Origin of the sequence: Streptomyces sp. NPDC006872 (assembly GCF_040635845.1) — a bacterium.
In the GTDB taxonomy this organism is placed as follows: domain Bacteria; phylum Actinomycetota; class Actinomycetes; order Streptomycetales; family Streptomycetaceae; genus Streptomyces.
Map to the genome: position 1 here is coordinate 215,364 of NZ_JBEYIL010000007.1, position 13,951 is coordinate 229,314.

The 13,951-nt window shown below is 73.1% G+C and carries 13 protein-coding genes; 9 read left to right on the forward strand and 4 right to left on the reverse strand.

Translation table 11 applies throughout. The features are described 5' to 3' along the window. Positions 1–170 precede the first annotated feature (170 nt). Both ABZ725_RS22185 and ABZ725_RS22190 read left to right on the forward strand, forming a co-directional pair. Positions 171–1,055, forward strand: coding sequence for a polysaccharide deacetylase family protein (locus ABZ725_RS22185; protein ID WP_358804313.1), 885 nt, complete (start codon positions 171–173; stop codon positions 1,053–1,055). A 50-nt stretch (positions 1,056–1,105) separates the two neighbouring features. Next, entirely contained in the window at positions 1,106–1,309 is a 204-nt protein-coding gene (locus tag ABZ725_RS22190; protein ID WP_358804314.1) for a hypothetical protein, read from the forward strand. A gap of 76 nt (positions 1,310–1,385) precedes the next feature. Here ABZ725_RS22190 and ABZ725_RS22195 read toward each other — a convergent pair whose 3' ends face one another. Together ABZ725_RS22195 and ABZ725_RS22200 are read right to left on the reverse strand one after the other, a co-directional pair. Then, positions 1,386–2,057 (reverse strand): ABC transporter, encoded by a 672-nt coding sequence (locus ABZ725_RS22195; RefSeq protein ID WP_358804315.1) that lies wholly within the window; start codon positions 2,055–2,057, stop codon positions 1,386–1,388. Next, positions 2,054–2,914 carry an ATP-binding cassette domain-containing protein gene (locus ABZ725_RS22200; protein ID WP_358804316.1) on the reverse strand — a complete coding sequence of 287 codons (861 nt, stop codon included), beginning with the start codon at positions 2,912–2,914 and terminating at the stop codon, positions 2,054–2,056. The genes ABZ725_RS22195 and ABZ725_RS22200 overlap by 4 nt, the downstream gene beginning before the upstream one ends. A 39-nt stretch (positions 2,915–2,953) precedes the next feature. Between ABZ725_RS22200 and ABZ725_RS22205 the strand changes: the two genes are divergently transcribed. The 5 genes from ABZ725_RS22205 to ABZ725_RS22225 all read left to right on the forward strand — a co-directional run bounded on the left by ABZ725_RS22205 (position 2,954) and on the right by ABZ725_RS22225 (position 9,160). Beyond that, entirely contained in the window at positions 2,954–3,655 is a 702-nt protein-coding gene (locus ABZ725_RS22205) for an aminoacyl-tRNA hydrolase (RefSeq protein WP_358804317.1), read from the forward strand. Positions 3,656–3,846: 191 nt separating this feature from the next. After that, positions 3,847–5,259: a DUF692 domain-containing protein gene (locus ABZ725_RS22210; protein ID WP_358804318.1), complete on the forward strand. Its 1,413-nt coding sequence runs from the start codon at positions 3,847–3,849 to the stop codon at positions 5,257–5,259. A 242-nt stretch (positions 5,260–5,501) separates the two neighbouring features. Next, entirely contained in the window at positions 5,502–6,278 is a 777-nt protein-coding gene (locus tag ABZ725_RS22215) for a DUF4142 domain-containing protein (RefSeq protein ID WP_358804319.1), read from the forward strand. Between the two features lie 154 nt (positions 6,279–6,432). Continuing rightward, positions 6,433–7,263 (forward strand): TIGR04222 domain-containing membrane protein, encoded by an 831-nt coding sequence (locus ABZ725_RS22220; RefSeq protein ID WP_358804320.1) that lies wholly within the window; start codon positions 6,433–6,435, stop codon positions 7,261–7,263. Positions 7,264–7,492: 229 nt separating this feature from the next. After that, the gene (locus ABZ725_RS22225; protein WP_358804321.1) at positions 7,493–9,160 is read left to right on the forward strand and encodes an alpha/beta hydrolase; all 1,668 of its coding nucleotides are present in this window, start codon (positions 7,493–7,495) and stop codon (positions 9,158–9,160) included. On the opposite strand, the gene hemQ is transcribed toward ABZ725_RS22225, so the two are convergent. Together hemQ and hemG are read right to left on the reverse strand one after the other, a co-directional pair. Continuing rightward, positions 9,161–9,892: a hydrogen peroxide-dependent heme synthase gene (hemQ, locus tag ABZ725_RS22230; protein WP_358804322.1), complete on the reverse strand. Its 732-nt coding sequence runs from the start codon at positions 9,890–9,892 to the stop codon at positions 9,161–9,163. A gap of 5 nt (positions 9,893–9,897) precedes the next feature. Further along, positions 9,898–11,355: a protoporphyrinogen oxidase gene (hemG, locus tag ABZ725_RS22235; RefSeq protein ID WP_358804323.1), complete on the reverse strand. Its 1,458-nt coding sequence runs from the start codon at positions 11,353–11,355 to the stop codon at positions 9,898–9,900. 158 nt (positions 11,356–11,513) lie between these two features. Here hemG and ABZ725_RS22240 point away from each other — a divergent pair, with 158 nt between their 5' ends. Beyond that, the gene (locus ABZ725_RS22240) at positions 11,514–12,530 is read left to right on the forward strand and encodes a DUF4349 domain-containing protein (protein ID WP_358804324.1); all 1,017 of its coding nucleotides are present in this window, start codon (positions 11,514–11,516) and stop codon (positions 12,528–12,530) included. A gap of 27 nt (positions 12,531–12,557) precedes the next feature. Beyond that, on the forward strand, positions 12,558–13,931 hold the full coding sequence (locus tag ABZ725_RS22245) for an FAD-dependent oxidoreductase (protein WP_358804325.1): 1,374 nt from the start codon (positions 12,558–12,560) through the stop codon (positions 13,929–13,931). The last annotated feature ends 20 nt before the right edge of the window (positions 13,932–13,951 follow it).

Consider the following 13,951-nt stretch of genomic DNA (forward strand, 5'->3'; position numbering starts at 1 on the left):
ACCGGTTCGGATCCGAATCCGGGTTCGAATGTGGGTTCGGATACGGGTTCGGGTGCGGGGTCGGATTCCGTTTCGGTGAGCCGGGCGCACGGGAGCCGGGTGGGTGACACCAGCGGAGACGCGGTCATATATCCACACAGGCAATGAGCCGCACCCCATAACTTCATACGATGATCCCTCCCGTGCGCCGTCTCGCCGGCCTCTGTGCTCTCGGTGCCGCCCTCGGCGCCCTCACGCTCACCGCCTGCGGCGCTCCTCGGCAGCCGCAGGCCCCTCGCCCCGCCGCTCCCGCCCACACCTCCGCCCCTGCCTCCGCCCCCGCCTCCGTCGTCCCCTCGCGGCCCCCGACGCTGGCTCCCGGTCCGGCCGGTCTCACTCCCGTCTTCCACAACGCGCCCCGCACCGCCGACCGGACCGTCGCCCTCACCTTCGACGCCGACATGACCGCCGACCAGGGGGCCCGGGCGGCGGCCGGCGAGCACTTCGACAACCCGGGGCTGATCGCGGCCCTTCGGGCGCTGGAGGTGCCGGCCACCGTGTTCATGACCGGTCGCTGGGCCGAGGAGTACCCGGACCAGGCCCGTTCCATCGGCCGCGACCCCAGGTTCGAGATCGCCAACCACTCCTACAGTCACCACGCCTTCACCGGCGACTGCTACGGCCTGCCGACCGTCCCCGAGAACCGGATGCGGGCGGACGTGGAGCGGGCCTACACGGCGTTCCGCAAGGCCGGAGTGACCGACGCGATGCCCTACTTCCGTTTCCCCGGCGGCTGTTACGACAAGCGAGCGCTGCGCGCGGTGAGCGGCACCGGAGTGACCGCGGTCCAGTGGGACGTGGTCAGCGGAGACGCGTTCGCGACGGATGCGGACGCGGTGGCCCGGCAGGTGCTGGAGGGTGTGAAGCCCGGGTCGGTCGTCGTCATGCACTGCACCCGCAGCGCGGCCCCGACGACCGAGCGGGCGGTGCGGACGATCGTGCCGGAGCTGCGCCGACAGGGGTACCGGTTCGTGAAGGTGTCCGAGCTGATCGGAACCGCGAGCGGGCGGCGGTGAGTCACCTACGCCGACCTCGTGCGCCGGAAACGCTTTCGTACGCTGGAGGCATGAGTGACGACGACAGCGACCGGGAGCACGACCGGGAGTACTGCCTGATCGACGCGACCACGCCGCCCGAGGCCGAGGGGCCGCCGTATGCGGAGTGTGTGCTGTGCCGCAAGCCGACGGAGTATCCGGAGTCGTACAAGGGGATCACGCTGTGCCCGGTATGCGAGTGGCAGGAGGCACAGCGGACGGCTTGCTCCGGGTAACCGGTTACCCGGTAGCTCGGGTGACACGGGTGCTCGGGTAACACAGGTAACCGGTTACTCTGCGTGCTCGCCCGGGTCACGGTGATCGACGGGATGTGAGCGCGCAGGCCACTGCGGTGGCCGCGGCGCTCAGCAGGATCGCGGCGGCCAGCGGCAGGATCGGCACGTGGACGGTCGCCGAGTGGGAGCCGTCCACCAGCCCACTGACGGCCGCATGCGCCGGGGAACCGGTTACCACCAGCGCCAGCAGGGCCGCCAGCAGCAGCGCGGGCACCGCACGGCCGGGCGAGCGCAGCACGGGCCAGGCGGTGAGCGCGCCGACGGCCGTGCCGAGCAGGGCGCAGGTCAGGACGGCGAGCAGTCCGGCGCCGGCGGCTTCGAGGACGGGGACCCGCTTGTGGTGGTCGCTGCCGACCGGGTCGCTGATGAACGTGACGAGCGCTGTCGCCGCCGTGCCGAGCAGCGCGGCCCCGGTCAGCGCGACCAGTACACAGGCCAGATGCGCCCGCGCGGGCCCGACCGCCGCCGCGACGACGGTGCGGGCGGCCGGGGGCTCGTTGGTCACGCAGATCCGCACCAGCCAGGCGGCCACGGGCAGCAGGAACGCGGCGGTGTAGCCGAGCGAGTCCAGCAGCGGCTGGCCGCCCTGCACCCCGATCCCCAGGAAGGCGGCGTAGAGGAGGAACGGGGGCAGCCAGCGCTGCGAGCGCAGGAGCAGGGCGCTCTGGTAGCGCAGCAGGGCGGTCATCGGCGGCTCTCGTTCTGACGGACGCTCACCACGTGCCACGGCGGGCGGGCGGTCAGCAGGGCGCGGAGCAGGACGTCGGAGTGGGAGACGGGGACGGTGAGCCGGTGGGTGCGGTCGGCCGTCTCCTCGGTGGAGACGGCCAGACGAAGCGCTTCCGGGGGAAGCGGCGCGGCCGGGCCGTGCACCTCGATGGTCATCTGCGGGCCGTCGGGTGCGGCGGCCGGCTCCTCGTCGCTGCGACGACGGTGGAGGGCGCCGTCGCGGACCGTGTACACGGCGTCCGTGGCACCGGCGAGGCGGCGGGGGTCGTGGTCGACGAAGACGACCGCCGCTCCGGCGGACGTCCGCTCGGCGACCGCCCGCTCCAGTTCGGCCCGCGCGTCCGTGTCCAGGCCGGTCCATGCCTCGTCCAGGATCAGCAGCTCCGGTTCGGCGAGGAGCGCCTGTGCCACGGCGACCTTCTGGCTGCTGCCTTTCGACAGACGGGTCATGGGGGTGTGGGCGTAGGCGGTGGCGTCGAGGCGGTCCAGCCAGTCGCCCGCGGCGCGCTCGGCCGAGGTGCGGGACAGACCGTGCACCGTGCCGAGGTGGGTGAGGTAGCCGACGGCGGTGAACGGGAGGGCGGCGGGGAAGCGTTCGGGGACGTACGCGGTGCGGGGGCGGCCGGTGACCCTGCCCTCCGTCGGGGCGTCGATTCGGGCGAGGAGCCGCAGGAGGGTGGACTTGCCGCATCCGTTGGGGCCCTCGATCCGGGTGAGGGTGGCGGGGGCCAGTTCCACGTTCACCTCGCGCAGGACCCATGGGCCGCGTAAGCCGTAGCGGCGGCCCACGTTCTCCAGACGTAGATCGCGTTCCATGAAGGGCATCCTCTCGCACCGGTCCAGTAGCCTGCGCCTGTGAGTGAGAGTCCCTTTCAGACCGAGCCGAACCCGCGTGACCAGGCTCCGCAGTTCGTGTTGCCCCTTGTCGTGCGGATAGAGAAATCCGCGCCGCCCGCCCGCACCGACGCGCTCGAGACGGCTGCCCGTGCCGTGCTCGTCCTGCTCGATGACGAGCGCTCCGTCGGGGACGGCGAGTGGGCGCAGGTCATGCGGGACTGGCAGGACGCCCGTATTCGCAAGGTGGTGCGGCGGGCACGGGGAGCCGAGTGGCGACGGGCCGGGGAGCTGCCGGGGATCACCGTCACGGGGAAGTCGGCGGAGGTACGGGTGTTTCCGCCCGTGCCGTTGGACGGGTGGCCGAAGGAACTGGCGAAGCTTCAGGTCTCCGGAACCGATCTCGACGATCCCGAGCCGCCCGCGGACGTCGAGCCGGGGACCGTCGTGCTGTGGATGAGTCCGGAGGTGGAGATGTCGGCGGGGAAGGCGATGGCGCAGGCCGGGCACGGCGCGCAGCTCGCCTGGTGGGAGCTGTCGGACGAGGAACGGGCGGCCTGGCGCGAAACCGGTTTCCCGCTTGCTGTCCGGACCGCGCCCCCGGAGCGGTGGCGTGAGCTGACGGCGAGCGGACTGCCGCTGGTGCGGGACGCGGGGTTCACCGAGATCGCGCCGGGCAGCTGCACGGTGGTCGCCGACCATCCGGCCCTGAGGGCCCGCTGACCCGTCGGCCGACCAGCCCGTCGGCCCGGCACCGGTCGGCCAGCACCCGTCAGCCCGTCGATCCGTCGATCCGCCGGTCCGCCGGTCCGAACCTCAAATGTTGCTCTGAAGGCGGGCGGCGGGCGGTTCGGAGCGCGGTGGCGGGGCGATACCACCGTCACCACGCAGGGGGCACGAAGGAGGCGGGGACCATGATGCGACTGGGGACGGGGATCGGCTGGCGACCGGAGATCGCGGACGCCGTGGAGCGGATGCCGGGCATCGACTGGGTCGAGGCCGTCGCCGAGAACGTGTGTCCCGGGCATCTGCCCGACTCCCTGCTGCGGCTGCGCGAGCGCGGGATCACCGTGATCCCGCACGGCGTCTCGCTCGGGCTCGGCGATGCGGAGCGACCCGACCAGGGGCGGCTGACCGCGCTCGCCGAGCGGGCCGAGGCGCTGGGCGCGCCGCTGGTCACCGAGCACATCGCGTTCGTCCGCGCGGGCGGCCCGCTGACGGCGTCCCCGCGACTGGAAGCCGGGCATCTGCTGCCCGTGCCGCGCACCCGGGACGCCCTCGACGTGCTGTGCGAGAACGTGCGCATCGCACAGGACGCGCTGCCCGTGCCGCTCGCCGTCGAGAACATCGCCGCGCTCGTCGCCTGGCCGGGCGAGGAGATGACGGAGGGACAGTTCCTGTACGACCTGGCCGACCGCACCGGCGTACGGCTGCTGATCGACGTGGCCAACCTGCACACCAACCACGTCAACCGCGGCGAGGACCCCGCCAAGGCGCTGGCCGAACTGCCCCTGGAGGCCATCGCCTACGTCCATGTCGCGGGCGGCTTCGAGCGGGACGGCGTCTGGCACGACAGTCATGCGCATCCGGTGCCCCGCCCGGTCCTCGACATCCTGACCGACCTCGCGTCCCGGGTGTCGCCGCCCGGCGTGCTGTTGGAGCGGGACGAGAACTTCCCCGAACCGGCCGAACTGGAGCGGGAGTTGGGCGCGATCCGGAAGGCCGTCGAGAGCGGTGCGGCACTGCGCGGCGCACCGGGCGACGACGCAGCCGCCCCGCGCATCCGGCCCCAGACCCACCCCCAGGTACCGCCTCAGTCCCAGCCTCAGCCCCAGCCCGAACCGCAGCCCCAGCCCCAGCCCCAGGTGGTGGAACCGATCGGCCCCGGCGTCGCCCCTGGCATCGCTCCCGACGAGGCGACCCGTCAGCGCCTCGGCCTCGCCCAGGCCGCCCTGCTGTCCGCGCTGGTCGCGGGGACACCCGTCCCCGAGGGCTTCGACCGGGTGCGCCTCGGCGTGCAGGCACGGGCCCTGGCGGCGAAGCGGGCCGACGTGGTGGCCAAGGTGGCGCCGGAGCTGGCGCAGATCCTCGGAAACGGTTACCGGGCCGCTTTCGTCGCGTATGCGCACCTGCACCCGATGCATGGCGGGTACCGCCAGGACGCCCTCGACTTCGCCGAGCAGATGCTCCTGGACGGACGGTCGCCGGAAGGCCGGGCCCGCCGCGAACTGCGTCGCTGGTGGCTGGACCGCTCGGGACCCGCACCGAGGCCGAAGTTCCGACTGGATCAGGTGAGCCGGATGGGACGGTCGCTGATCCGACGGTGATGGACCGTCCGGAATGTGCCGGGGTTAACACCCGGCCGCCTTCATCGCGCGCAACAACGTTTCCACAGACGTTTACCACCGGTTTCCCCAGCTTTGGGACCCCTTCCCTCCCTCTCGTTTCGTCCGAGATGCCGGTGATGAAACGCTTCGACCCTGTACGGCAGTTGGCAGCGCAGGCGCAGTAATATGCCAGTCCCGCAACCGATGTGCACTTGCGTGCAGTGCCGTGAGCAGGAGGCACCATGCGCCCGCGACCCCCGATCAAGGGCAGAGGCATCTTCAGTGGTACCGGGCTGATCATCACGTGCCTGGCGGCGACCCTCGCGGCGCTGGTCTTCCCGGTCTGGTCGTACTCCGACCGTTCGGGCACGGGAGTGGACGTACTGAACGCGCAGAGCGTGTCGACGCAGTACGGGCCGCTGTCCGCGCTGGACCGGGAGTTCATCACCAAGGTCCGGCTGGCCGGACTGTGGGAGCTGCCGGCCGGCCAGCAGGCGCAGACGAAGGGCACGACCGAGGCCGTGCGGACGGCGGGCCGGCATCTGGTCGAGGGACACGCCTTCCTGGACGAGCGGGTGCGCTGCGTCGCCTCCCAACTGGGCCTCGCGCTGCCGAACGAGCCCAACGACCAGCAGAAAGGCTGGCTGGCGGAACTGAATGCGGCCCAGGGCCGGCAGTACGACTGGAAGTTCGCCAACATCCTGCGCCTCGCGCACGGCCGGGTGTTCTCCGTCGTCGCCCAGGTACGGGCCAGTACGCGCAACTCGCTGGTGCGCGAGCTCGCCGATGACGCCAACACCACCGTCCTGGACCACATCAAGATCCTCGAGGCCACCGGGTATGTCGACTACGACGCCCTCGCCCGGGACCTGGCGGCCGACAGCCCGCCGCCGATCACCAACTCCCCCGGGCCGCCGGGGCCCACGACCGACCCCGGGCCGGTCGTGCCGCTCACGGCGTCGCCGTATCCCACCTACACGCTCCCGCCGGCCGCGGCCAGCCCGCCACCCGGCTCCTGAGGCACGCGGCCCCTGAGGCAGGCGGGCTTCTGAGGCAGGCGGCTCCTGAGGCACCCAGGACGAAGGCAAGCGGAACGTCACATACGTACAACGCCCGGTCCGGATCGTGAACGGGGCATGGCGTTTCCCGGTGCGGATGGCATAGAAACACGACATGGTCTGGGTGCTTCTCCTGCTGCTGGCATGGGCCGTCGCGGGCGCGGCGTGTACACGGCTGTGCCTGGCCGCCGCTCGGGCGGCGAACTCGGCCGGTTCGGCGAGTTCGGCGAGCCTCGACGCGAACGCGGGCCACGGACATGATCTGACCCTGTACGAGGCGGCCTTCCTGTCCGGCGGCCCGGGCCGGGTCGCCGACCTGACCATGGTCTCCATGGCGCGCCAGCGGCGGCTGCTGCTCGCCCACACCGGCTGGGCGACCGTCGTCGACCCGCGCGGGCGCGACGAGATGGAACGGTCGGTCATAGGGGCCATCGGGCCCGAGGGGCAGTCCCCCATCGCCCCGGTGCGGGCCGCCGCGGCGGCCGCGGACGCGGTGGGCGGCCTCGCCGACCGGCTGGTCGACGCCGGCCTCGCGGTGCCGGACGGAGCCCGTACGACGGTCGCGGCCGGGGTGCGGCAGGTGCGGGTCGCGGCCGTGGTCGTCGTCGCGCTGGGCGTCACCGCACTACTGCTCCCCGCGGCTCCGGAGATGCCCCGCAACCTCGTCGCGCTCTGGTTCGCGCTGCCCCTCGCCCTCACCCTGAGCTGCCTGGCCATAGCGCGGGTGGAGGCGCATCCGTACGCGCGCTGGGCCTCCCCGGCCGGCCAGCGGCTGCTGGGCACGCTGGCCCGGCACGCCGGGAGCGCGGGGGACGACCGCATGTACCTGACCTCCGTGGCCGTACGCGGGATCCGCGCCGTCGGCGAACCCGACCTGCGGGCGGCCTTCGCGCACCGCGGGCAGTACGGGTACCACGGGCTGCTCGGGCTGCACGGGCGCGACTGAGACAGGGATCCGCTCGGACAATCCGTCGCTCGGACAATCCGCTGCTCGAACAGGACGCCCCTTCGGACGGGACACCGCTCGGGCAGGACGCCCCCTCGGACGGGGCGCGCTCGACCACTGGGGGGCGCACAAGGGGCATTGGCGCCGACACCAGCCCTCGGTGCTTGCCTTCCCCCAAGGTCGAACCAAACTTCCCTTTTGTCGCCGCCGTGCACCGAAGGGACACCCGATGAGAGCCGCCGCCCTCCACTCGGCCGCAGGAGCCCTGCTGCTGACCGCCCTCTCCGCCGTCCCGGCGGGCGGCGTCCCGAGCACGCCCGACCTGTCGGCCCCCGGCCTGTCCGCCGCCCGGTACGCCGCCCCCGGCGTCGCGCTCGCCGCCGCGCGGGCCGCGGCGAAGGGCGTCGACTTCGGGAAGTGCTCCGACGCGCAGGATCTGCCCGGCACCATGCAGTGCGGCACGGTCGCCGTCCCGCTCGACTACGCCCAGCCGAACGGCAAGCAGATCGACCTGACCGTCAGCCGCGTGCCGGCCACCCACCGGGACCCGCACAACAGCAAGCACCGGGTTCCCCGACAGGGCGCGCTGGTCTTCAACCCGGGCGGCCCGGGCGGCTCCGGCCGCTACTTCCCACTGATCGGGCTGCTGCCGGAGTGGAAGCGCATCGGGGCCGCGTACGACCTCGTCGGCTACGACCCGCGCGGGGTCGGCCGCTCGGCCCCGCTGTCCTGCCAGGACCCCAAGCGGTTCTTCAAGGGGCCTTCCCCGGCTCCGACGCACCCCTCGGAGTCGTACAAGCGGGAGCGCATCGCACAGGCGAAGGCGTACGCGAAGGGCTGCGCACAGCGGTCGGGCGACGCCCTGCGGCACATCAACTCGCTCAACAACGCCCGTGACCTGGACGTGCTGCGCGCCGCGCTGGGCGAGGAGCGGCTGACGTTCATGGGAGCCTCGTACGGCACCTACTTCGGGGCGTTGTACGCGACCCTGTTCCCCTCGCACGTACGGCGGATGGTGTTCGACGCGGCGGTGAACCCGGACCCGGCGCAGATCTGGTACCGCAACAACCTCGACCAGTCGGCGGCGTTCGAGAGCCGCTGGACGGACTTCCGGGAGTGGATCGCGCGGCACGACGACGTGTACGGCCTGGGCAGGACGGCTCAGGCGGTGCTGACCAGCTATGAGCGGGCGCAGGCGCGGCTGGCCGCCGAGCCGGCCGGTGCCAAGGTGGGGCCGGGCCAGCTCCAGGGCGCGTTCCTGCAGGCCGGTTACTACGACGACTACTGGCCGGCTCGGGCGCAGGCGCTGTCGGAGTACCTGAAGGGCGACCCGAAGCAGCTGATCGCGCAGGCCGGGCCGGTCCAGGAGGCCGCCGAGGAGGCGGAGAACTCGAACGCCGTGTACACGGCCGTGGAGTGCAACGACGCACCGTGGCCGACGGACTGGAAGGTGTGGGACCGCGACAACACGCGGCTCGCGCGGGTCGCGCCGTTCGAGACCTGGGACAACGTGTGGGCGAACCTGCCGTGCGCGTACTGGCCGGCGCCCCGGCAGGAGCCGCTCGATGTGCGGACCGGGCCGGGCGAGCTGCCGCCGACGCTGATCCTGGCCGCCGAGCGGGACGCCGCCGCGCCGTACGACGGGGCCCTGGAGATGCACCGGCGGCTGACGGGTTCGGTGCTGGTGACGGAGCGGGACTCCGGCACGCACGGCATCGGGGGCGGACCGAACCGGTGCGTCAACGGCCACCTCGACGCGTATCTGCTGGAGGGCCGGCTCCCGACGCGCCGCGCGGCCTGCGCACCGCACGCGGAGCCGAAGCCGGCCGCGCCCAAGCCGGCCGAGGCAAAGCCGGCGGCCCCCTCCGCGGAGCGGGCCGCGCGGCCGAAGCGCTGATCAGGCCAGGCCCGCGACCAGCTCCGCGACGTCCTTGCGACGGCCCGTGTAGAACGGGACCTCCTCGCGGACGTGCATCCGGGCCTCCGAGGCACGCAGATGGCGCATGAGGTCGACGATGCGGTACAGCTCGTCGGCCTCGAAGGCCAGGATCCACTCGTAGTCGCCGAGCGAGAACGAGGCGACCGTGTTGGCACGGACGTCCGGGTAGCCGCGGGCCATCTTGCCGTGGTCGGCGAGCATGCGACGGCGGTCCTCGTCGGGCAGCAGGTACCAGTCGTAGGAGCGCACGAAGGGGTAAACGCTGATGTAGTCGCGGGGCGTCTCGTCGGCGAGGAACGCCGGGATGTGCGAGCGGTTGAACTCGGCGGGGCGGTGCAGCGCCATGTTCGACCAGACCGGCTCCAGGGCGCGGCCCAGCCGGGTGCGGCGGAACAGGTTGTACGCCTCCTGGAGCTGGTCGGCGGTCTCGGCGTGCCACCAGATCATGACGTCGGCGTCGGCCCGCAGACCGGACACGTCGTAGGTGCCGCGGATCGTCACGTCCTTGGCGGCGAGCTGGTCGAACAGCTCCTGGACCTCGTCGGCGTACCCGGCGCGGTCCTCGGGCAGCACGTCCTTCAGCTTGAAGACGGACCACAGCGTGTAGCGGATGACCTCGTTGAGGTCCTTGGCCAGCTTGCCCTTGTTCGGGATCCTGCCGGCCTCGGTGGTGGGGGCGTCGTCACTCATGGTTCTCATTCTCCCGCTCCGCCGTGCAAACTCTGCACCGGGTTGGCCGTGAGCTCGCGGACGGCGCTCAGGTCGCCGCCGATCTGGTCCACCGCGGCGTACGCGCTCGCGATGCAGGCCGGGATGCCCACGCCGTCGTACTGCGCGCCGCACACCGCGAGGCCCGGGAGCTTCGCGACGTGCTCGCGGATGCGGGCCACGCGCGCGTGGTGGCCGACGGGGTACTGGGGCAGGCCGTCCGTCCACCGGGTGACGCGGGTTTCGACGGGCGTGGCGTCCAGGCCGGTGGCCGCGCGCAGGTCGTGCCGGGAGACCTCGACGAGGTCGGCGTCCTCGCGGCCCAGGACCTCCGTCTCGCCGTACCGCCCCACGGAGGTGCGCAGCACGACCGTGTCCGGGTCCTCGTCGGCGATCCAGCCCCACTTCTGGGAGGCGAAGGTGGACGCCTTCACGGTGCGTCCGTCGACGGGCGGGACGAGGAAGCCGCTGCCCTCGGGCAGGGCCGTCTCGGCGCGCCGGTAGGCGAGGGTGATCAGGGCCATGGAGGCGTACTCCACCGTGCGCAGCTCGGCGGCGGCCTCGGGGGACTCGGCGGCGAGCAGTGCGGCGGCGGCCGGTGCGGGGACGGCGACGACCACGGCGTCGGCCCGCAGCACCCGCTCCCCCGCGCTGACGCGCCAGCCGCCGGCCGGCTCGCGGCGCAGCTCCGTCGCGGCCACGCGCGTGTGGATCTCGCCGCCGCGCGCCTCGACGGACTCGGCGACCGCGAGCGGCAGCGAGCCCACGCCGCCCTCGATGCCCATGAACACGGGCCCGGTCTGCTGGTTCGCGGCCGCCTTGGCCTGGATCTCGCGGACGGCTTCCGTCAACGAGGTGTGCGTCTGCGCCGCCTGGAAGAGCTGCGGGACGGCCGAGCGCATCGAGATCCGGTAGGCGTCACCGGCGTAGACCCCGCCCAGCAGGGGCTCGACGAGGCGGTCGACGACCTCGCGGCCCAGGCGTGCCGCCACGTACTCCCCGACCGCCACGTCGTCCCCGGTCTCCGTTCGGGGCAGGTCGGCGTCGCGCTCGATCCGGGCCAGGCCCTCGTCGGACAGCACGCCGGAGAGGGCGGCCGCGGTGCCCGGGACGCCCATGACGTGGCCCTTGGGCATGGGGCGCAGCGCGCCGCGGGTCCAGATCGAGGCCGTGGCGGTGGCCGGCGGCTGCAGGCGGTCGGCGAGGCCCGCCTCGCGCGCGAGGACGACCGCCTCGGGCCGGCGGGCCAGCATCGACTCGGCGCCGAAGTCCACGCGCACGCCCGCGATCTCGCCGGGCAGCAGCTTGCCGCCGACCCGGTCGGACGCCTCCAGCACGGTCACTCTCGCCCCGCGCCCCAGCAGCCGGTGGGCGGCGGCCAGACCGGCGATCCCGGCTCCGACGACGACGACGTGATGCCCCGTGCCCGTACCCGTTGCGCTCATGCGCCCACTCTCTCAGACCCCACTGACACTCCCGCCGCGCCCCGGTGTCCTGACCGCGTCCCGACCGTGACCTCTTCGGAACCGACCACCGCCAACGTCCCGGCCCGCCCCGGCGTCGAAGGAGCGTCAGTTGCCGCAACCTTCGGGGGGACACCCAGATGCCCACACGCCCTTGCGTACGACGTTCGCTGCGACGTCCCGTACGACCCGCCCACGCCCTGGCCGCAGTCCTGCTGGCCGCGGGTCTGGCCGTCACCGGATGCAGCGCCGCGAACGACGCGAGCAGCTCGGCCGACAAGGCCGCCGTCGGAGAGGCCGCCCCCCAGGACGTCGACGCCGAGGACGCGGGCGCCGCCGCGGACGCGAAGGAGGGCGCGGGCGCGAGCGGCTCGAAGGCCACCGCGGCGCCGCAGCTCACCGTCAACCGCATCATCCGCACCGCCTCCCTGACCGTGCAGGTCAAGGACGTGCCGAAGGCCCTGGACGAGGCCCGGGCGACCACCGAGAACGCGGGCGGCTACGTCGGCGACGAGACGACCGCCCGGGACGAGGACGGCGCCGAGCGGACCCGGGTCGTGCTGCGGGTCCCCGTCGAGAAGTACGACGACGTCCTGGCCGATCTCCAGGGCGCGGGCAAGCTCCTGGAGCGCACGGCGAAGGCCCAGGACGTCACCGACCAGGTCGTCGACGTCGAGAGCCGGATCGCCTCGCAGCGCGCCAGCGTCGCCCGGGTCCGCGAGCTGATGGACCGGGCCACGAAGCTCAGCGACGTCGTCACCCTGGAGGGCGAGTTGAGCATCCGGGAGGCCGATCTGGAGGCGCTGCTGGCCCAGCAGTCGTCCCTGAAGGACCGCACGAGCCTGGCGACCATCACCGTGACCCTCTCGGAGAAGCCGGTCGACCCGGCCGCCGAGAAGGACGACGACCCGGGGTTCGTGGACGCGCTGGCGGGCGGCTGGGCGGCGTTCGTGACGGTGCTGCGCTGGATCGCCGTGGCGTTCGGCGCGATGCTGCCGTTCCTCGCGGCGGCCGTCCTGATCGTGCTGGTGTGGCTGCGGCTGACACGTGTGCGGCGGCGGACGACGACGGCTCCGGCTCCGGTGTCCGGCGACGATGACGCGGAAGCCGGCGACGACGGCGCGGAACCCGCGGCGAGCGAGCCCGCGCGGGACTGAAGTGCGCGTCGGCCGTAGCGTGTTCGCATGAGCATCGAGCGGCTGGTCGTGATCGGCGGTGACGCCGCGGGCATGTCCGCGGCGTCCCAGGCCCGGCGTCTGAAGGGGCCCGGGGAACTGGAGATCGTGGCCTTCGAGCGCGGCCACTTCACCTCCTACTCGGCGTGCGGCATCCCGTACTGGGTCGGCGGTGACGTCGCCGAGCGGGACGAGCTGATCGCCCGCACTCCCGAGGAGCACCGCGCGCGCGGGATCGACCTGCGGCTGCGCACGGAGGTCACGGAGATCGACGTGGCGGGACGGCGGGTACGCGCGCGTGACGTGGACACGGGCGCGCAGTCCTGGACGTCGTACGACAAGCTCGTGATCGCGACCGGGGCCCGCCCGATCCGGCCGGACCTGCCCGGTGTGGACGCGTCGGGCGTGCACGGGGTGCAGACCCTGGACGACGGGCAGGCGCTGCTCGACACGCTGGCACGCGCGCGTGGGAGGCGGGCCGTCGTCGTGGGGGCGGGCTACATCGGCGTGGAGATGGCCGAGGCGCTCATCCACCGCGGCTACGAGGTGACGGTCGTCAACCGGGGCAGGGAGCCGATGTCGACCCTCGACCCGGACATGGGCCGGCTGGTGCACACGGCCATGGAGGGCCTGGGCATCACCATGGTGAACGACGCCGAGGTCACCGGGCTGCGCACCGACGGGGACGGCGGCGTCCGGGCGGTGGTGACGGAGGACGCCGAGTACCCGGCGGACGTGGTGGTGCTGGGCATCGGCGTCCGCCCGGAGACCGCGCTCGCGAAGTCCGCCGGGCTGCCCCTGGGCCGGCACGGCGGGCTGCTCACCGACCTGGCGATGCGGGTGCGCGGCCACGAGGACATCTGGGCGGGCGGCGACTGCGTCGAGGTCCTCGACCTGGTCTCCGGCCAGGAACGTCATATCGCGCTCGGCACCCACGCCAACAAGCACGGCCAGGTCATCGGCGCCAACGTCGGCGGCGGCTACGCCACCTTCCCCGGCGTGGTCGGCACGGCCGTCAGCAAGGTCTGCGATCTGGAGATCGCCCGCACGGGGCTGCGGGAGAAGGACGCGCGCAGGGTCGGCCTGCGGTTCGTCACGGTCACCGTCGAGTCCACCAGCCGCGCGGGCTACTACCCCGGCGCCTCCGCGATGACGGTCAAGATGCTCGCCGAGCGCCGGACGGGCCGTCTGCTGGGCGTCCAGATCGTCGGGAGGGAGGGCGCGGGCAAGCGGGTCGACATCGCGGCGGTGGCGTTGACGGCCGGGATGACCGTGGAGCAGATGACGGCCCTGGATCTGGGCTACGCCCCGCCGTTCAGCCCGGTGTGGGATCCGGTGCTGGTGGCGGCGAGGAAGGCGACGGCAGAGGTGCGGAACGCTTGAGGAGTTGTCCGGGGCGCGGG